Annotated in this window: 15 protein-coding genes; 6 read left to right on the forward strand and 9 right to left on the reverse strand. The window is 67.3% G+C overall.

Going from position 1 to position 18,964, the window contains the following annotated elements; genetic code table 11:
• The first annotated feature begins 60 nt into the window (after nucleotides 1-60).
• Complete coding sequence (locus tag ASD15_RS27660) at nucleotides 61-3,477, forward strand: AAA family ATPase (protein WP_057158251.1); 3,417 nt, start codon at nucleotides 61-63, stop codon at nucleotides 3,475-3,477.
• On the opposite strand, the gene ASD15_RS32030 is transcribed toward ASD15_RS27660, so the two are convergent.
• From ASD15_RS32030 to ASD15_RS27680, 5 genes are all read right to left on the reverse strand, one after another.
• The gene (locus ASD15_RS32030) at nucleotides 3,470-3,742 is read right to left on the reverse strand and encodes a HigA family addiction module antitoxin (RefSeq protein WP_267877842.1); all 273 of its coding nucleotides are present in this window, start codon (nucleotides 3,740-3,742) and stop codon (nucleotides 3,470-3,472) included. The two genes, ASD15_RS27660 and ASD15_RS32030, sit on opposite strands and share 8 nt — an antisense overlap.
• A gap of 84 nt (nucleotides 3,743-3,826) precedes the next feature.
• Nucleotides 3,827-5,434 (reverse strand): tetratricopeptide repeat protein, encoded by a 1,608-nt coding sequence (locus tag ASD15_RS27665; RefSeq protein ID WP_082552198.1) that lies wholly within the window; start codon nucleotides 5,432-5,434, stop codon nucleotides 3,827-3,829.
• A 210-nt stretch (nucleotides 5,435-5,644) separates the two neighbouring features.
• A complete protein-coding gene (locus tag ASD15_RS27670; RefSeq protein ID WP_057158253.1) occupies nucleotides 5,645-7,303 on the reverse strand; it encodes a hypothetical protein in 1,659 nt (552 codons plus the stop codon).
• A 55-nt stretch (nucleotides 7,304-7,358) separates the two neighbouring features.
• Nucleotides 7,359-8,276 (reverse strand): S-adenosyl-l-methionine hydroxide adenosyltransferase family protein, encoded by a 918-nt coding sequence (locus ASD15_RS27675; protein WP_057158254.1) that lies wholly within the window; start codon nucleotides 8,274-8,276, stop codon nucleotides 7,359-7,361.
• A gap of 12 nt (nucleotides 8,277-8,288) precedes the next feature.
• Nucleotides 8,289-10,820, reverse strand: a complete 2,532-nt coding sequence (locus ASD15_RS27680; protein ID WP_057158255.1) for a TonB-dependent siderophore receptor — start codon at nucleotides 10,818-10,820, stop codon at nucleotides 8,289-8,291.
• Nucleotides 10,821-11,028: 208 nt separating this feature from the next.
• Here ASD15_RS27680 and ASD15_RS27685 point away from each other — a divergent pair, with 208 nt between their 5' ends.
• The 4 genes from ASD15_RS27685 (at nucleotide 11,029) to ASD15_RS27700 (ending at nucleotide 15,200) form a co-directional block, all read left to right on the forward strand.
• Entirely contained in the window at nucleotides 11,029-12,402 is a 1,374-nt protein-coding gene (locus ASD15_RS27685; RefSeq protein ID WP_229418367.1) for a family 43 glycosylhydrolase, read from the forward strand.
• Between the two features lie 93 nt (nucleotides 12,403-12,495).
• Nucleotides 12,496-13,257 (forward strand): ABC transporter substrate-binding protein, encoded by a 762-nt coding sequence (locus ASD15_RS27690; protein WP_057158367.1) that lies wholly within the window; start codon nucleotides 12,496-12,498, stop codon nucleotides 13,255-13,257.
• 54 nt (nucleotides 13,258-13,311) lie between these two features.
• The gene (locus tag ASD15_RS27695; protein ID WP_057158257.1) at nucleotides 13,312-14,388 is read left to right on the forward strand and encodes a PEP-CTERM sorting domain-containing protein; all 1,077 of its coding nucleotides are present in this window, start codon (nucleotides 13,312-13,314) and stop codon (nucleotides 14,386-14,388) included.
• 125 nt (nucleotides 14,389-14,513) lie between these two features.
• Nucleotides 14,514-15,200 (forward strand): ABC transporter substrate-binding protein, encoded by a 687-nt coding sequence (locus ASD15_RS27700; RefSeq protein WP_229418368.1) that lies wholly within the window; start codon nucleotides 14,514-14,516, stop codon nucleotides 15,198-15,200.
• Here the strand turns inward: ASD15_RS27700 and ASD15_RS27705 are convergent.
• Nucleotides 15,185-15,571, reverse strand: a complete 387-nt coding sequence (locus ASD15_RS27705; RefSeq protein WP_157201173.1) for a hypothetical protein — start codon at nucleotides 15,569-15,571, stop codon at nucleotides 15,185-15,187. The genes ASD15_RS27700 and ASD15_RS27705 overlap by 16 nt on opposite strands.
• Before the next feature lie 226 nt (nucleotides 15,572-15,797).
• Here ASD15_RS27705 and ASD15_RS27710 point away from each other — a divergent pair, with 226 nt between their 5' ends.
• On the forward strand, nucleotides 15,798-16,340 hold the full coding sequence (locus ASD15_RS27710; RefSeq protein WP_157201174.1) for a hypothetical protein: 543 nt from the start codon (nucleotides 15,798-15,800) through the stop codon (nucleotides 16,338-16,340).
• Nucleotide 16,341: 1 nt separating this feature from the next.
• Here the strand turns inward: ASD15_RS27710 and ASD15_RS27715 are convergent, their stop codons facing one another.
• The 3 genes from ASD15_RS27715 to ASD15_RS27725 all read right to left on the reverse strand — a co-directional run bounded on the left by ASD15_RS27715 (nucleotide 16,342) and on the right by ASD15_RS27725 (nucleotide 18,961).
• A complete protein-coding gene (locus tag ASD15_RS27715; RefSeq protein ID WP_057158260.1) occupies nucleotides 16,342-17,121 on the reverse strand; it encodes an enoyl-CoA hydratase in 780 nt (259 codons plus the stop codon).
• Nucleotides 17,122-17,212: 91 nt separating this feature from the next.
• Nucleotides 17,213-18,409, reverse strand: coding sequence for an acetyl-CoA C-acyltransferase (locus ASD15_RS27720; RefSeq protein ID WP_057158261.1), 1,197 nt, complete (start codon nucleotides 18,407-18,409; stop codon nucleotides 17,213-17,215).
• A 54-nt stretch (nucleotides 18,410-18,463) separates the two neighbouring features.
• Nucleotides 18,464-18,961 (reverse strand): PaaI family thioesterase, encoded by a 498-nt coding sequence (locus ASD15_RS27725; RefSeq protein ID WP_229418369.1) that lies wholly within the window; start codon nucleotides 18,959-18,961, stop codon nucleotides 18,464-18,466.
• Between the last annotated feature and the right edge of the window lie 3 nt (nucleotides 18,962-18,964).

Raw genomic sequence — 18,964 nt, forward strand, 5'->3', positions numbered from 1 at the left:
GTTAGGCAACGCAAGGCGGGCACGCGCCGGCCCGCATTGCAATGCTATAGTGGCAGCGTCATGAGTCTGGATCTGCCCTCCTTCCACCCCGCCGAAGCGCCGCTGCCGCAAGACGGACGCGTGCTGCTCGACGCCACCTTGCTGAAACGCCTGCGCAAAGCGCGCGGGCTGAGCCAGGAAGCGCTGGCGGACTTGTGTTTTCAGCAGCAATTGTGCGTCTCCATCGCCTCCATCAAGCGCGCGGAAACCGGCAAGATCGTGCTCTACCGCACCGCGCGCCACCTGGCCCAGGTGTTCGGCGTGGCGCTGGAAGAACTGGCGGCCGGGCCGTCCGTGCCGGCCGCGTCCGCGCCGCCCTTGTCTGCGTCCGCCGCCATCGTTTCCGGCGCGCTGCCTTCCACCGTGCAGTTCCCGCCAACGCAGGCCTCCGCAATCCAGCCAGCCGAAGCGGACGGCGTGCTGCGTCACGTGGTGATGCTGGAGATTGAACTGGCCACGCCGCAAACCGCAGGCAGCGCAGCGGTGCACGAACTGGCTTACGTGGCGCAGCAATTCGGCGGCCGCCTGGCGCAGGTGGACGGTTGCCGGGTGTCCGCCGTGTTCGGCCTGCCCCAGGCCTTCCGCAGCGACGCCGAGCGCGCCATGCGCTGCGCGCTGGAACTGAACCGCCACCTGCTGACCCACGGCGGGCGCGCCATGGCCCTGCGCATGGCGCGCTGGGAACGCGGCGCCGCGGCCACCGCGACGGCGGCCGCCCCCGTGCCCGACTTGCGCCAGGGCGACGCGCCACATGCCGCGCCGGGCGTGCGTGCCTTCCGCCTGCCCCTGTATGTCGAGCGCAAGCTGCTGCCGCTGCTCGACAACCGCTTTCTGTTCGAGCAGGAACAGCAGGACCAGGAGCAGCACGCACCGCGCCATCCCGGCTACCTGGCCTTCAGCAAGCCGGCCGCCAGCGATGCCAGCCAGCTGCCGCCGCTGATCGGCCGCTACGCCGAAACGCGCCAGTTCAAGGCCGTGGTGGAGAGCATGGAAGAAAGCCAGTGCGGCCACATCATCTACCTGCGCGCCATGGCCGGCGTGGGCAAGAGCAGGCTGGCGCAGGAATTCGCCGACATCGGGCGCCAGCACGGCATGCGCTGCCACCGTGCCGAAGTGCAGGACCTGGGCGCCGACGCCGGCTGGCGCGCGCCGCTGGAACAGCTGGCGCGCAGCCTGCTCGGCCTGGGCTCGCCGCTGGCGCACGCGAACCCGCAAGCCATCGCCGACACCGTAGCGCGGCTCTACCTGCCGGCCGACTCGGCACTGTTCTACCATGTGCTGGCCGGTGTGCCGCTCGGCCCCGAACAGCATGCGCTGTATTCGGCCATGAGCCAAGAGGTGCGTGAGCAGGGCTGGTCGCACGCGCTGCAAACGCTGCTGCTGCGCCAGGCCATGACCGAGCCGCAGTTGGTGGCGCTGGAGGACGTGCATTGGGGCGATCCCTACCTGTTCGACGCGCTCGGCCCGCTGCTGGCCTTGTCGCGCGAAGCGCCTGTGCTGTGGGTAATCACCTCGCGCGTGGAGAACGATCCGCTCGAATCGGCGCTGCGCCAGCAGATGGACGACCTGGGCCTGTCCGTGTTCGACCTGGCGCCGATGGCGCCGCGCGAGGCGGCGGTGCTGGCCGACCAGTTCGGCGACGTCGATCCGGCCTACCGCGCCCGTTGCGTGGAGCGCGCGCAAGGCAATCCGCTGTTCCTGACCCAGCTGCTGGCCAGTCCCGGCCAGCACCTGCCGGACAGCCTGCGCCACCTGGTCCAGGCCCGCCTGGACAGCATGCCGCCCGAGCACGCGCACGCGCTGCGCATGGCGTCCGTGCTCGGCCACCGCTTCGACCTGGCGCTGCTGCGCGACGCGCTCGGCCAGCCGGACTACCAGCCTCAAGCGGCCGGACGCGACAGCCTGCTGCGCGCGGCGGTCGGTTCCGGCAGCGCCGGCGGCGACAGCTACAGTTTCGTGCACGACCTCGTCATGCACTGCATCTACGACGCCATCGACCCCGCCCAGCAGCGCCGCCTGCACCTCGCTGCGGCGCAAGCCTGGCGCGGGCGGGACGCCGTGCAGTGCGCGCACCACCTGTACCGCGCCGCCGACCCGGGCGCGCTCGAGATGATGCTGTCGGCCATCCGCGCCAGGCTGGAACAGCACCAGTTCGAAGCGGCGCTGGATTTGACAGCGGCCTGCAACACCGCCGATTCCACCAGTTTCAGCAGCTTCCCGCTCGCGCTGCTGCGCGCGCACGCCAGCGCCGGCATGGGCCACATGGGCAACGCGCGCCGCTACTACCAGCACGCCATGCTGCTGGCCGGCCGGCCGCAGGACAAGATCGAAGCCGTGGTGGGCCTGGCCGCCACGCTGAACGTGCTGGAAGAGCTGGAGGAAGAAGAGCGCCTGCTGGACGAAACCGTGCCGCTGGCCCTGGAGATCGGCGCCGAAGCCGCGCTGGGCAAGCTGCTTTACCTGAAGGGCAATATCTACTTCCCGCGCGGGAACTACAACGAATGCCGCCGCCTGCACGAGGACGCGGCGCGCTACGCGCAGGCCAGCGACATGCGCGAGACGCAGGCGCGCGCCCTGAGCGGCGTGGGCGACTCGTACTACGCGCAAGGCCGCATGCGCAAAGCCTTCGACCTGTTCGAGCAATGCCTGGCCATGTGCGAGCAGGACCGATTCGTGCAGATCGAAGCGTCGAACCGCGCCGCGCTCGGCTCCACCCGCATCTACCTCGGCGACGCCGCCGGCGCGGTGCGCGATGCGCAAGCGTCGGCCGCCATCGCGAGCAGGGTCGGCAACCGCCGCGCCGAGACCTTCGCGCGCATGACAGCCGGCTGGGCGCTGGTGGCGGACGGCCTGCTGGACCAGGCCACGGAAGAGGTGGAAACCGGGCTGGAACTGGCGCGCTCGCTGGGCAGCTCGCGCTTCGAAACCTTCCTGATGGAGAGCCAGGCCCGCATTACCTGGCTGCGCGGCGACCGCGCGCTGGCCGAACGCCAGATCCTGCTGGCGGCACAGCAGATGGAGCGGCTGCATCTGCACAACTTCATCGGCCCATGGGTGCTGGGCACGCTGGCGCTGTTCTCGCAGGACGGCGCCGTGCGCAAGCGCGCCCTGCTGCAAGGCGCGGCCCATTTGACGCGCGACTGCCTGGCGCACAACGCCTACCGCTTCCACCTGAGCGCAGCCGAAGTGTCGCTGCTCGATGGCGACACGGTGGCCGCCGAATTCTATGCCGGCCAGCTGGCCGTCTACGCGGCGCAAGAGTCATGCAACTGGATCGAGCACCACACCGCGCTGATCCACGCCTACGCCGACTGGCTGCGGGCCCCGTCCGAGACCCTGCGCGCACACCTCGGGCTGCTGCACGCGCAATCCGCCCAATACGGCTACACCCACGCCGCACCGCGCCTGCACCTGGCGCTGCAAGCGCTGGCTAATTGACTGCTGCGAATTTTTCTATAGGCGGATGCAGCTTGCGGGCCGCATGCCATAAATCGTAGTCCGCCCGGACAGCCAGCCACACACGCGCGGTACTGATGCCCGCTCGCTCCAGCCTGACCGCAAGATCCGGGCTAACCGGCGCCCCGCCATGCATGATGCGAGAAAGCGTTTCCCGTGCAAAACCAAGACGGCGCGCAAATTCAGTGCAAGTCATATCAAGCGCCGGCAATACATCGCGCAGCAAAATGCTGAAGCGAATTATCACATGAATGGTGATGCATTACATCACATCAGGAATGGCGAAAAGCCCTGCTGTGACGCAGCGGCCTCTGCTACATGTTGAGGCTGATCAAGATAAACGGACGAAGACCGCGACCAGGCCGGTGAGATCCTGGCCGTCGTCCTTGCGCAGCACTTGTTCGGCGATGCTGCGCGCCTGGAAGCCGTGGGCTTGCGCCAGCGCTTCCAGGTAGGCCCGGGAGTGCGCGTAGCGGCCCGATGGGCGCAGGGAGTAATCGATGAGCTGCGCGCCGTCCTCCTGCGCTTCCACCGTGAAGGCGAAGGCGCCGCCGTCCAGCAGCACGCGGCGGGCGGCGCGGAACACGGGCTGCAGGTCGCCGAAGTAGACCAGCACGTCGGCCGCCACCAGCAGTCCGCATGGCGTACCGCGCGCGTGCAGGAACTCGACGATGTCGGCGCAAGCCAGTTCATCGTAGACCTCCCGGCGGCGCGCCTGCTCCAGCATCTGCGGCGACAGGTCGACACCGGCCAGCGTGCGCGCGTATGGCCGCAACAGCGGGCCGCACAAGCCGGTGCCGCAGCCCAGGTCCAGCACGTCGATGCCGGTCCGCGCGGCGCGATCGGGCGCGGCGGCGGCAGCGCCATCAACGGCCTGCGCCGCCGGTGCCGCATGCACGGCCAGCCCGGCCAAGCCGGACGGTCCGGCGTATTCGTCCAGCGCGGCCAGCAGCAATTGCGGTGCGCGGTATTGCAGCAGGTCCTGCAAGTGGTGGTCGAAATCGTCCGCGTACTGGTCGAACAGCGCGGCGACGTATTGCGGCGGCGGCATGGCCGGTGCGGCCTCTTCGCCCAGCGCGGCCAGCTGGTAGGCCACCGACGCGGCATCCGCGCCGCAGGCCAGCGCGTCGCGGTAAGCGGCAGCCGCCTCGCCGGCGCGGTTCAGCGCACGCAGCGCATTGGCGCGGTGCAGATGCGCTGGCGCGCTGCCCGGCTGCAGCGCCAGCGCATGCTCGTGGCAGTCCAGCGCTCCGGCGTAGTCGCCACTGCGCTGCATCAGCGTGCCGTAGCTGGTCCACGCCTCGGCGTACGACGGCTTGACCTCGATCGCGTTGCGGTAGGCCTGCCTGGCGTCCTCGTGCCGGCCCAGGCTTTGCAGCGTGACGGCCGCGCCGCAATAGGATTCGGCCAGGTTGGGATTGAGGGTGAGTGACTGGCCGAAACTCTCCAGCGCCTCCGCGCGCCGTCCCAGAAGGTGCAGCGCAATGCCGCGATTGCCCAGCGCTTCCGGGTACGCCGGCTGCAAGGCCAGCGCGGCATCGTAGCTGGCCAGCGCTTGGTCCACGCGGCCCAGCTTGCGCAATGCATTGCCGCGGTTGGCCAGCGCCATCGGATACGCTGGCTGCAGGGCCAGCGCGCGTTCGTAGCTGGCCAGCGCCTCCGCCTGCCGCCCGGCGTCCTGCAAGGCCGCCCCCAGGTTGCAATGGGCGATGGCCTTGCCCGCATCGATGGCGATGGCCTGGCCTATCAGCCCGATCGCCGCTTGCGGCGCCCCGCCCTGCCGCGCCAGCACGCCCATCAGATGCAGTGCATCGAAATTATCCGGCTCGCGGCGCAGAACTTCGGCATACAGCGCCTCGGCCTGCGCCAGGTCGCCGCGCTGGTGCAAGCCCACGGCTTGTTGCAGCAGCTGGCTGGTACGGTGGCTTTGTGATGACATGGCGCGGCTTCGGTTCGGTCAAAAACAGCACCTTACCAGAACGGCCGGCCATTCACCCTGTGACTGTCACTGAAAACGCTGGTGTTTTTTCCTGTAACGTCAAAAACAGCGAAAGTGATGATACGCACCCTGGTTCTCGGCGCACCGCCCCCCGGCCGCATGGGGCGAGGGCCGGCTGGCAGAGGGCGCACAGGCCGCGTTAACGCCGATTCAGTTCTGCTCCGTGCGCCACACCGCCGCCAGCGCCTTCATCTTGGTCCAGAACGGCAGGCGCTCGTCCGACAGCACGTCCAGGAAGTCCGACAGGCGCTTGGACTTGATCATGGTGTAGGCCGTGAGCACCGTGGTGACGCCGAACACTGCGCCGAAAATCCACAGCCGCCGGCTCATCGGCGCGTCCGCTTCGGACAGCAGGTTCATGCCGAGGAAGCCCGTGGTCACGGTGCCGATCAGGCCGAAGATGGTGACCACCGTCAGCCGCACCACCGTGTTGGCCTGGCGCCGCAGGCTGTCCGCTTCGAGGTAGCCGTTCATGTCCTCCACCCGCACCTTCACTTCGGCGTGCAGGCGCTCCAGGCCCAGCTGGGCCGCGCACATGCCGTACAGCGCGCGCACCAGCGTCTGTTCCGAGATGTCCTTGAACCAGTAGCGGTGGGTAAAGCGCAGGAAGCCCTCGAACGAGGAACGGATGCGGCGCTTGAAGCGGCGCACGCTGTTCGCATCCACCACGTTCAGGCAGTTCAGCGCTTCGGCCAAGCGGTCCGAAAACATCAGCAGCGAAGATTTTTGCAAGTGCGCGATCAGGAACAGCAGGAAGTGCTGGTGCCGGAACTGCGCCAGAACGCCCCGGTCGCGGCAGCAGAAGAAGTCCGAGCGGGCCGCGCCCACCACGATCAGCGACAGGCCGCTGCACAGGTAGCGCGTGTCCGGCGCGGCGCCGCTGCCGCCCCAGAAGCGGTCGTAGCACACCTGCCGCTCGAAGTCGTTCAGGTGCTGCTCCGAGTACGGCAGCGAGCCGCGCCCCTGCCCGGTGACCAGTCCAAGGCGGATGAAGTCCTCGCGCGACAAGGCGCGCGGGTCTTCCAGCGACAGGTAAGCCATCACCGGCATGCGGTAGTACTCGATCTGGCGGTAACGCAGCGCGCCGGCCTGGTCGCTCAGGTCGTACACCAGCGGCTCCAGCATGAACTGCCAGTGCGCGGCGATACGCGGCGCGCGCTTTTCGCAAACATGGGACAGGAAAGCGTCGCGCTGCTGCGCATCGGAGCGGGACAGAACGCGCTCCTGCGCGTCCAGCCATTCCACGCTGTGCATGCAGTGCAGCGCCTTGCCTTCGCCGTCCCAGCCTGCCGGGTAGCCGCGGCCGAAGCGGTACAGCAGCTCCTGCGCTTCCTCCAGCGCCAGGTTGTCGGCGCTGACTTCGAGGTTGAGCATGACCACGTCGACGTCGAAGAAAAAGTACAGGTCGGTGTGGACGATGGAAAGCGTCAAGGGCGCGTCGCCGGCGCGCGCTGTCACGCGCACCTTGGCTACGTCGTGGCGGCGGAACACGCGCATGCCGGCGCCCGAGGTTTCGCCGCGTCCGCTGCGCGCTTCGCCGTACAGGAAGCGCTGCACATAGGGCAGAAAGGTGACGAACTCGTTGTAGTGGCGTTCGTGGAAATTGGCGGCGTCGCCATTGAATTCGTCGACCACTTCGCGCCACGGCGAGCCGCCGTCCGCCTTGCCCAGCGCGCGCAGCACCTCCCAGGGGCGCTGATGGGTATGGTCGGCGCCGGTGGCCGGCATCAAGCGCAGGGGCCAGAGCAGCACCTGCCGCAAATGATGGACATGGGTGCCCGCGCTGGCGCCAGCTGTGGTTTCCGTCATCCCCTCGCCTCCCGCTTTTTTCCCCATTCTAGCGGAATGCGGCGGCGGCACAACCTTATTTGCCGGGCTTGCTCAGCTCCACTTGCCAATCCAGGCCGGAGCCGACATGGTGCTTGGCGGCGAAGCTGCCCTGGCTGATGGCCACGGCCACTTCCAGCAGGCTATTCAGGTACACCAGCGGCTGTCCCTTCGGCACGCCGCCAAAGGTGTGGTGAAACGGCGCCACGTACTTGCCAACCTGTTTCCCCTTGTGCAGGATGCGCACTTGCACCTGGTCGCCCACGCCCACGTTCAACTCGTCCAGCAGCGACTTGGGAATATTGGTCCACACATTGCCGTACTTTTCATCGAGCACGGGGATGATGCCGCGCAGGACATTGCCCTGGCGCGCAGGCTTTTGGTAGTCCAGCTTGACCACCGCTTCCACCGGCAGTTGCGGCCCCACCTGCTGGTAGCTGATCTGACCCGAAGCGAGCCGCGCGCCGACGTAGGCATACACGTCGCGGCCGTGGAAGGTGTAGGACTCGGCGGAGCCGGCCAGGCGGTTCACTTTCTCGTCGATCTCGCGCAGTTCGGCCACGCCGTCGCGCTCCGCGATCAGCGTAAACAAACCGTTGTCGGGGCCGACGAAATAGCGGCCGCCCCGGGTCTTCAGCACCACCGACTTGCGGCTGGTGCCCACGCCGGGGTCGACCACCGACACGAACACGCTGCCCTGCGGCCAGTAGTTGGCGGTCTGATACAGGCGGTAGGCGCCGAGCCAGATGTCGTAGTCGGGAATCTGGTGCGTGAGGTCCGACACCGACAACTTGGGATCGACGCCGTAGGCCACGCCGCGCATGGCGGAGACAGCGCCATCGGAGGTGCCGAAGTCGGTCATCAGCACCAGCGCGTCGGCGGCGCTGGCGGGAGACTGGCTGAAGGCGGCGCTGAAGCAGGCCAGCGCCAGCAGTTTGGCGATACGGGAATTCATGGATTTCCTTGGTTAAAAAGTGTAAGTGAGCTTACCGTAGAAGTAGGCGCCGTTCACGCCCAGCGGATTGATGAAGTTGTACGGCAGCGCCCCGCCGTAGGTGGCGGCATTGGTCTGGCGCACGCGCTCCGGGTAGCGGTCGAAGATGTTGTTGCCGCCGGCGCTCAGCGTCAGCTGCCGGTTCAGCTTGAACTGCGCTTCCAGGTCCACCGACCACGCCGCGCCGAAGTGCTGCGCGTTCACGCCATCCACCAGCGGCGCTTCCTCGTCGAACACAAAGTCCTTCAGCGCACCGAAGCGGGTGGCCTTGGCCTGCACGCCCCAGGCGCCGCCTTGCCAGTCCGCGCCCAGGATCAGCTTCGATTTCGGCGAGGCGTGGCGGATGCGGAACAGGCTGGTGTCGGCCAGCAGCGACAGTCCGGGATCGATCTTCGCCAGCGCATCCGAACTGCGGCGCACCGATTCCAGCGTGGTCTTGTTGACGTTCAGCGCGGCGCTCAGGTTCAGCTTGCCGCCCGCCGCCGGCAGCTCGTGGTTCAGCACCGCATCCACGCCGCGCGTGCTGGTGTCCAGCAGGTTGGCAAGGAAGGCCACGGACTGGATGTCCTGGCGGCCCTGGGCGGCCAGATAGGCGGTAACGGCGCCGCTTTGCAAATCGCTGCTGCGGGTGATGCGGTCTCGAATGCGGATGCGGTAGGCGTCCAGCGTGGCGCTGGTGGCGGCGGCGGGCCGCCACGCCAGGCCGAGCGAGACGTTGGTGGACTTCTCGGGCTTGAGCTGCTGCGCGCCGAATGCGCGCGCCAGCGGATCGGCGGCTGGCAGCAGCGCCGCCGTCTGCAGGCCGCTGCCGTCCGCGTTGAAGTTCAGCGTGGCGAAGCGGAAGCCGGTCTGCGCCAGCGCGGGCGCGCGGAAGCTGTTGGAGACTGCGCCGCGCAGCAGAAAGTCGTCCGCCAGCTTGTAGCGCGCCGATAGCTTGCCGGTGGAGGCGCTGCCGAAATCGCTGTAGTCGGAATAGCGCGCGGCCGCACCCACCAGCAAGCGCGCGGTCAGCTCGCTCTCGGCGTCGGCGTAGACCGAGACCACGTGGCGGCCGCCGTCGAACGTGTCCGCAGGCCGCAGGCCGGGCCCGGCCTGCGCGCCCGGCGGCGCATCGGTGAACGGGCCGGCGGCATAGGAGGCGGCATCGCCCGCGCTGCTGCGGTAGGTTTCGCGCAGATACTCCGCACCGAGCGCCACGCTGAGCGGCGCCGGCAGGCCCAGCGCCAGTTCGCGCGTGGCGTCCAGGTTCAGGGCGCCCTGCCTGAAGCGGAACCCGGCGAGGTGGAAGCTGGTGGGACTTTGCGCGCCCAGCGAGGCGTTGACGGAATTGGACAGGCCGTATTCGAACTTGTCGCTGCCCTGGCGCGCACTCAGGTCCAGGCGCCAGGCGCCCCGCTCAAAACGCAGGCCGGCAACCAGGCTGGCGTCGGTCTTGTCGCCGTGCGTCACGGGACGGTAGCCGTTGGGGTATATGGCCGGCACATTAGCGGGATCGCCGGGGAAGCGGAACCACGCGCTGCCGTCGGATTTGCGCTTGTTCAGCGTGGCGAAGGAGTACGCGTCCACGCCGGGCGCCAGCGGCAACAGCGCGTTATAGAAGGCGGAGCCATTGTCCTGTTTCGCATCGCCGGACTTGAACAGCACCTGGCCGTCCAGGGCCATGTCGGCCGGTGTGGCGTTCCACGAGGTCCAGGCGGCGTCGCTCGGACCGGCGCGCTCGGTCGGCGAACGGCGCCGCGTTTCGGCGCCGAAGCGCAGATAGCCAGCCTCGCCCAGCGCCACGCCGTAGTCGGCGCTGGCGGTCCTGGTGCGGCCGTCAGTCAGCGTGCGGCCGGTCGGCTGGAAGTCCGTATGGTTGGCGCCGTAGCCCACCGATGCGGCGCCGCCGCTACGCGCCTTCTTCAGCACGATATTGATCACTCCCGCCACCGCATCGCTGCCGTATTGCGCGCCGGCGCCGTCGCGCAGGATCTCGATGTGGCCGATGGCGTTCGCAGGGATGGCGTTGATATCCACCGGCACGGTGCCGGCGAAGCTGCTCTCGGTGTCGAGCAGTGCGCTGGCGTGGCGGCGCTTGCCGTTCACCAGCACCAGCACCTGGTCGGGCGCCAGGCCGCGCAGCTGGATGCCGCGCACCGAGTCCGATGCGCCGCTCGATTCGATACGCGGAAAATTGATGGAGGGCGACAGGTTCTGCAGCGCGGCGCCCACGTCGCCGGAGGCCAGCGCGTTGCCCACTTCGCGCGCGCCGAAGCGGTCTATCGGCACCGTGCTGTCGAACACCGTGCGGTTGCGAGCGCGCGAACCAACCACGGTCACCTGGTCCATGGGCGCGGCATCCGCGGTCCCGCCTGCGGGCGCTTGCGGCTCGAGCACGGCGGGTGAGGCAAGTTCGGCGGAAGCGGCGGTGGCGGTGCTGGCGGCCGCAAACAAGGCGGCGCACGCGAGCGCCAGGCGGCGCGGCGTGGCTGGCACGGAATGCTGGGGAATGGCGGGGCGGTTCATGCGGCTCCTTGCAAGATGGTTGCAGCGATCTTAACCGCCGCAAATCCAAATCCCAACTTGCCATTTCGTATATGCATAGTCGCAAAGCGCGATACCAAAGCCGGTATCGGTCGCCAAAAAAATGTGATTGGTGGCGCGCGCACGGCAGGCCTAAGCTGGCTGCGCAATGCACAAGAAGTACCACCATAAAAAATCAAACGGAGACCTTATGAAAAAGCTACTGGCACGCCTGTGCCTGGCGCTGTGCGCGCTCGCCGCCCCCGCCACCCACGCCATCAGCCTTGGCGGCCTGCAGAACGCCCACGATCCCGGCACGCTCACCAAGGACGGCGATACCTGGTTCAACTTCACCACCGGCACCGGCATCTGGTATTCGAAATCCACCGACATGGTGAACTGGCAGGGCGGCCCGGCGCCAGTGTTCAGCAGCTACCCGTCCTGGATCGCGGCCAAGGTGCCCAACTTCAGCGGCTCGTTCTGGGCGCCGGACGTGATCCACATGAACGGCTACTACTACCTGTACTACTCGGTGTCCACCTTCGGCACGTCCACCTCGGCCATCGGGGTGGCGCGTTCAGCCTCGCTGAAAAATCCCAGCTGGACCGACCTGGGCATCGTGGTGGAATCGTTCGGCGGCGCCAGCGAAATCAACGCCATCGACCCGGCCCTGTTGCGCGACCATGACGGCAAGGTCTACATGTCCTACGGCTCCTTCTTCGGCGGCATCGGCGTGGCCGAGATCAACCAGGCCACCGGCAAGCTGGCCGGCAATGTCACGCCCATCCTGGGCGGCGGCCATGCCGATATCGAAGCGCCCTACATTGTGCGTGAAGGCGGCTACTACTACCTGTACGTGAACCGGGGCGCCTGCTGCAAGGGGGCCGACAGCACCTACTACGTGCAGGTGCAGCGCGCCACCAACGTGACCGGCCCCTACACCGGCACGCGCACCATCCTGCCCAATGTGGACGGCAAATACAAAGGCCCGGGCCACGTCGGCTTGCTGAAACAGGACGGCTGCAACTTCGCCTCCATCCACTACTACGACCTGAACGACGGCGGCAACGCCAAGCTGGACATCCAGCGCCTGACCTACAGCGGCGGTTGGCCGGTATTGACCCGCAACTTCACCGACTTCAACGGCTGCGGCGGCCTGAGCGACGCGCGCTACGTGCTGACCTCGCGCCTGAGCGGCAAGGCATTGGCGGTGGCCGGTTCGTCCACCGTCAACGGCGCCATGGTGCAGCAGCAAAGCTACAGCGGCGCCAGGAACCAGCAGTGGTACGCGGTGGCGCACGGCGACGGCCAGTACAGCTTCATCAACGCCAACAGCCTGCTCAGCCTGGACAACTACGGCAACTCCAGCAGCGCCGGCACCAATATCGCGCAGTGGGGCTACTGGGCCGGCAACGGCCAGCACTGGAGCGTGAGCAGCCCGGCCAGCGGCTACTACGTCGTGAAGAACTTGCTTAGCGGCATGGTACTGGATGTCGCCAACAAGAGCACGGCGGAAAATGCGCAGATCATCCAGTACACGCAAAACAACGGCACCAATCAGCAGTGGACGCTGACGCGCCCCTGATGCGCGTGCAGCCAAGGGCAACTCCCTGCTTGCAAGCTTGACTTTCCAGCCGGTTCTGTCACATTGAAGCTTTACCGGCTGGCGAATTCGACCATGTACGCCCGCACCATTTTTCTTGCCGCCGCGCTGTGCTTCCAGGGCGCAGCCACGCAGGCGTGCAGCCTGACCATGGCGCCCGAAGCCTGGCCTCCCTACATCTTCATCGATGCGCGGGGCCAGCTGTCGGGCCTGGACTACGAGCTGGTGCAAGCCATCCTGAAGCAGGCCGGCTGCACGCTGCGGGTGGCGACCGAGCTGCCGGCGCTGCGGCGGCAGCTGCTGTTCCGGCAGGGCCAGATCGACCTGATGCTGGCCGCCTCCGACACACCCGAACGGCGCGCCTACGCGCGCTTCAGCACGGCCTACCGCAATGAAACCGTGGGCCTGTTCACCAGTCCTGAAAACGCCGCCCGCCTGCGCGACCTGGCCGGCTTCGACGCCATCGCCGCGCGCGGCCTGTCCCTGCTCGCGCCGCGCGCGGGCTGGTACGGCGACAGCTATCAGCAAGCCATCCCGGCACTGGAGGCAGCCGCGCGCCGCAGCACCTTCGCCACCTTCGAGCAAGGGCTGCTGATGTTCAAGGCCGGACGCGGCGAATTGATCATGGGCGACGCCGCCGCCGTGCGGCATGAAGCGCGCCGCCTCGGCGTGGCGCTGTCCGCACTGCCGTTCGTCCCCTTCCGCGCGCCGGTGCACCTGATGCTGAACGCGGCCAGCACCACGCCGCTGCAGCTGGAGCGCATCAACGCCGCCATCGCGCACCTGGAACAGACCGGCGCACTGGCCGCCATCCGCACCCGCTACGGTGTGCGCTGAGCAGCCCGGCAAGCGTAGCATGGACCTCCCGATACGCACATCGTGGAGTGAAAAATGCTGAATCGCATGTTGCTCGCAAGTTTGCTGGCAGTCCCGCTGCTGGCCCTCGCAGCCCCCAGCTACCGGGCGCAAGTCCTCGGCCCGCATGCGAGCGTGGACGTTCCCTGGTTTATCAATAACAGCGGCATGATCGCCGGCACCGTGGGCGGCAAGCCCAGCGCCTACGTCAACGGCCAGCTGCAGGTGCTTGGCTCGCTGGGCGCGGCCAATGGGGCCGGCCAGGTGCTGGGCCTGGCCGAAGACGGCACCGTGGTCGGCATTGCGCACGACGCGGCGCGCGTGCAGAAGGCCTTCAAATGGAAGGCCGGGGTGATGACCAATCTCGACCCAGGCAGCGCGCTGGTCTCCGCCGCCTACGGCGTGAACGACCTGGGGCAGGCGGTAGGACACCGCAACGGCACCCCGGCCCGGTACGCCAACGGCATCATCGGCACGGTGCGGCTGCCGTCGAACTTCATCGGCTCGGCCATCGCCATCAACAATGCCGGGCAGATCGCCGGCCATGCCCAGATCAACAATGGCTACAACCGCGCCTGGTTCCAACAAAACGGCGTAACCACCGTCATCAGCGACAACCAGGGCTTCACGCACGACATCAGCGAAGCCGGCACGGTGACGGGCCACATCAACACCGGGCCCGGTGTGGAAGGTTCGCAGACCGCCTTCAAATACCGGGACGGTGTGCTGGAACTGCTGCCCGGCCTGGGCACGCGCAGCTACGGCTGGGCGGTCAACGCGCATGACAGCATCGTCGGCTACTACCTGCCGCTGCTGGAACCGCAGTGGCCGGCCGCCTTCCTGTATGCAGACGGCCAGAGCTACCGGCTCGACAGCCTGCTCGATCCGGCGCTCGGCCTGTCGGTGCGGCACGCCTACGACATCAACGACAGCAACCAGATCGTGGCGGTGGGCCGCACCACCCGCTATGGCGACGATGTGCTGATGCTGCTCTCGCCGGTGCCCGAACCCGGCGCGTGGCTGATGCTCTCGGGCGGCCTGGCCCTGCTGGCGTGGCGCGCGCGCCGGCGCCGGTGGCCCGGGCAAACGCCGGCCGGTCGCCTGCAAACTTGACATTCCGGGCAGTTCTGGCACATTGGGGTTTTAACGCTAGCGGCATAAACATGAGCGGACGCACCCTATTGCTGTCAGCGGCACTGTGTTCCCTGGCAGCTTCCGGTAACGCCTGCAATCTCAAAATGGCGCCGGAGCCCTGGCCGCCCTATATTTTCATCGACGAGCGAGGCGGCTTGTCCGGGCTGGATTACGAGCTGGCGCAAGCTATCATGAAAGAAGCCGGCTGCACGCTGCAGGTGCAGATGGCGCTGCCGTCGCTGCGGCGGCAAATGGAGTTCAGGCAGGGCAAGCTGGACCTGACGCTGGGCGCCTCGGAAACCCCCGAGCGGCGCAGCTTCGCCCGTTTCAGCCTGCCCTACCGCAATGAGACCGTGGGCCTGTTCACCAGCCCCGCCAATGCGGCCCGCTACCGCAGCCTGGACGGCTTCGAAGCCATCCTCAGGCAGCGCATCATGCTGCTGACGCCGCGCGGCGGCTGGTACGGCGACAGCTATGCGCGCGCCCTGCCCCAGCTCGATGCATCCGGCATGCGCAATCCCTTCGGCAGCTACGAACTGGGGATGCGCATGTTCAAGGCCGGCCGCGCCGAAGTCATCATGGGCGACAGCGCCGCGCTGCGCCACGAGGCCCAGCGGCAAGGCGTGACGCTGGCGGCCGTGCCCTGGGTACCGTTCCGCGCCCCGGCCCACCTGATGCTGAACGCCGCCAGCACCAGCGCGGCGGACCTGGCGCGCATCAACGCCGCCATCACGCGCCTGGAGCAGAACGGCACGCTGGGCGCCATCCGCGCGCGCTACGGTTTGAACTGACCGCTGCGGTGCTGGCGCCGGTAGCGCCGCTCGGCCTCGGTCAAATGGCTGACCAGCAAATGCGAAATGATGTTGATGCCGACGCCGGCGAACAGCGCCGGCACCAGGTACAGCGCCAGCGAAATGCCGGACGCGAACAACTGGTCGTCCAGCAGCGAGGGCGTGTGCGCAGTCAGTTCCGCCAAGCGGCGCAATACCGCCACGTTGACGCCGGCCAGCACGACCAGGCTCAGGCCGAAGCCGAAGATGGCCGGGCGCGACAAGGCGCGCTTCCACATCATGTAGCCGTAGATCGCCGCCGGCAGCAGCAGCGACAGCCCGATCAACAGGAAAAAATCCAGCTCCACAAACACCGATTGGTTCACTGCCATGATCGCCTCCCAAGCCTCGCCGTTCAGGCGATTATAGACAAAGCCGGCCCGGCCGCTGTGTCGCGCAAGAACATGAATGTAAGCAAAGGCAACCGGGCCCATCAGCAACCGGCGGCACGCTATTTGCGCTGGATCAAGCCTAGCTCAGATAGGCCGGCCGGCGGGTCCGCGCTCTCCTATGCTGATCGGGCAGACGCCGCCATGGCCATACATCCGGGAGACCACCATGTTCAGGAAACTTACAGCCGCCACGATCGCCGTGGCGGCCATGACGGCGGGATGCGCCTCGTCGCTGGGCACGTTCTACAACCGGCCGGTGGTGGAGGACAAGGTGGGCGAGGCGCTGTCCACGGTGTCGCTGTCGGCCGACCGCCGCACCATCGTGGTGTCGCAGCTGCCGCCCGGCTCGGCCAAGCCGCTGTTCTGCGCCGAGCCGCCGCCGGACACCGCCACCGGCCTGAAAACCAGCCTGGACACCTCGCTCAAGCTGCCGTCCAAGGGCGACGCCTCGCTGAAGGACGCGTTCGACAGCAACGTCACCGTGCTGGCCGCCCGCAACGCCCCGCTGGACGCCTTCCGCACCGGCGTGTTCTCGCTATGCCAGTACTATATGAACGGCGCCATCCGGGCCGACCAGGTGCAGCCGATGTTCGAGCGCCTGGTGGTCATGTTCGAGGCCACCCAGAGCCGCCTGCCGCCCACGCCGCTGGCGCCGACAGCACCGGCTTCGCCGGCCAGCGCGCCGCCGAAGCCGGAAGGCGGGCGATGAATCAGTTGAACTGGCTGAAGTCCGGCTTGCGCTTCTCGAAAAAGGCGGTGAAGGCTTCCTTCGCTTCCGGGGCCAGCAGCATCTGGCCGAACAGCTGGCCTTCGGTTTCGATCACGGCTTGCACTTCGCTGTTGCGGCCGGCCTTCATCAGGCGCTTGGTGTTGCGGACCGAGGTGGCGGGCAGCGCGGCCAGCTTGGCGGCCTGGCCTTGCGCGTAGGCCAGCACGTCGGCGGCCGGCAGCACTTTCGAGACGATGCCCATGTCGTAGGCTTCCTGCGCCAGGAACGGTTCACCCAGCATCAGCTTTTCAGCCGCGCGTGCGTGGCCGGCCGCTTGCGTCATCAGCAGGCTGGAGCCGAACTCCGGGCACAGGCCCAGCTGCGCGAACGGCACCGAGAACTTGGCCGTGTCGGCCGCGTACACCAGGTCGCAATGCATCAGCAAGGTGGTGCCGATGCCGATCGCCGCGCCGGAAACGGCCGCCACCACCGGCTTGCTCGAGCCGCTCAGCGCGCGCATGAACTGGAACACGGGACGGTCGGTAAAGGCGGCGCCGTCGGCCGGCTTGGCGGTCTTCAGGAAGTCGTCCAGGTCGTTGCCGGCGGTGAAGATCTCGGGTTTGCCAGTGATCAGGATGGCGCGCACCGAGGCGTCCTGCTCGGCGTCCCTGATGGCATCGGCCATGGCCTGGTACATCACCGTGGTGATGGCGTTCTTGCGCTCCAGGCGGTTGAACTCGATGGTGAGGATGCCGTTGGCCTTGCTGCTCAGAATATCCATGTTCTCTTTGTCTCCGTCGTACGTGAAAAAGGGGCGTGAAAAAAGGCGCCGGGGTTGTGCCGCGGCGCCTTCAGTTAGCTATCAGCGATGCTTATACGCGTTCGATGATACCAGCCGCGCCCATGCCTGCGCCTACGCACATGGTGACCATGCCGTATTTGAGGCTGTTGCGGCGCAGCGCGTGCACCACGGTTGCGGCGCGGATAGCGCCAGTGGCACCCAGCGGGTGGCCGAGGGCGATTGCGCCGCCCATCGGATTGACCTTGGAGGTATCCAGGTTCAGGTCGCGGATCACAGCCAGCGCTTGCGCTGCGAACGCTTCGTTCAGTTCGATCCAGTCCAGCTGGTCCTGGGTGATGCCGGCAGCTTTCAGGGCTGCTGGAATCGCCACTTTAGGACCGATGCCCATGATTTCCGGCGGCACGCCGCGCACGGCAAACGAGGAGAACTTGGCCAGCGGGGTCAGGTTGTGCTCGCGCAGGATCTTTTCCGACACCACGATCAGCGCGCCGGCGCCATCCGACATCTGCGACGAGGTGGCGGCGGTGACGGTGCCCTTGGCGGCGAAGACCGGCTTCAGCTTGCCCATGGTTTCCATGCTGGCGTCGGCGCGCGCGCCTTCGTCCTTGTCGACCACGCGCTTGGAGACCTTGATCTCGCCGGTGTGCAGGTCCGGGGTGCGGGTGATGATTTCAACCGGGGTGGTCTCATCCTTGAAGAAACCGGCTTGCTGCGCGGCAATGGCCTTGCGGTGCGATTCCACGCCGAACGCGTCCTGGTCTTCGCGCGAGATTTTCCACTGTTGCGCCACTTTCTCGGCGGTCAGGCCCATGCCGTACGCCAGGCCGATGTTCTCGTCCTTGAAGGTGTCCATGTTGATCGACGGGTGGTGGCCCATCATCGGCACCATGGACATCGATTCCACGCCGCCGGCGATCATCACGTCGGCTTCGCCAACACGGATGCGGTCCGCAGCCATGGCCAGGGCGGTGATGCCCGAGGCGCAGTAGCGGTTAACGGTGACGCCGCCCACGGTGTTCGGCAGGCCGGCCAGCACCACCGAGTTGCGGGCGATGTTGAAGCCCTGCTCGGCTTCCGGGAAGGAGCAGCCGATGATGGCGTCGACGATCAGCGCCGGGTCCAGGCCAGGCACGGCGGCCATGGCGCCCTTGATGGCGGCGACCAGCAGGTCGTCCGGGCGGGTCTTGTTGAACATGCCGCGCGGCGCCTTGCCGATCGGGGTGCGGGTCGCTGCGACGATGTATGCGTCTTGAAGTTGTTTGCTCATTTTCTGCTTTCGAATATTGTGTGATCGATTAGCCGTCAGTCTTTAGCGCTGGTCTCAGCGCTTGGCCGAGAGATACCAGTCCACCTGTACTTGCGCCGCCAGGGTGCCGTGCTCGTCGTGGATGTCCACATCCACCGGGAAGGCCACCTTGCCCTCCGCCGCCAGCTGCGCCTTGAGCGCGGCCAGGTCGCCCGGCACGCGGCCGCTGGCGCGCGTGGCGCCCTTGGCCAGCTTCTGGTACTGGATGCGCGACTCCTTGGCCACCGGCCGCATGTCGGCGATCAGCTCGGCGAAGCCGCCCGCCATGGCCGCGCCGGAGGCCGTTTCGGCCAGCGTGAACAGAGCGCCGGCGTGCGGCGTGCCGAGGTGGTTGTGCAGCTTCGCGTCGTCCGGCATGGACACCTCGGAGGTGCCGCTGCCGATGCTGTCGATGCGGATGCCGAGCAGCCGCACCATCGGCAGGGTGTCCATCATTTGCTGCTTGATGCGGTCATAAACCATGCTCGGTTTCACTTTCAACAGGACTTTGAAGGCCAGTGACAGGAAGGACATCGG

Source organism: Massilia sp. Root351, assembly GCF_001425045.1.
Classification (GTDB): Bacteria; Pseudomonadota; Gammaproteobacteria; order Burkholderiales; family Burkholderiaceae_D; genus Rugamonas.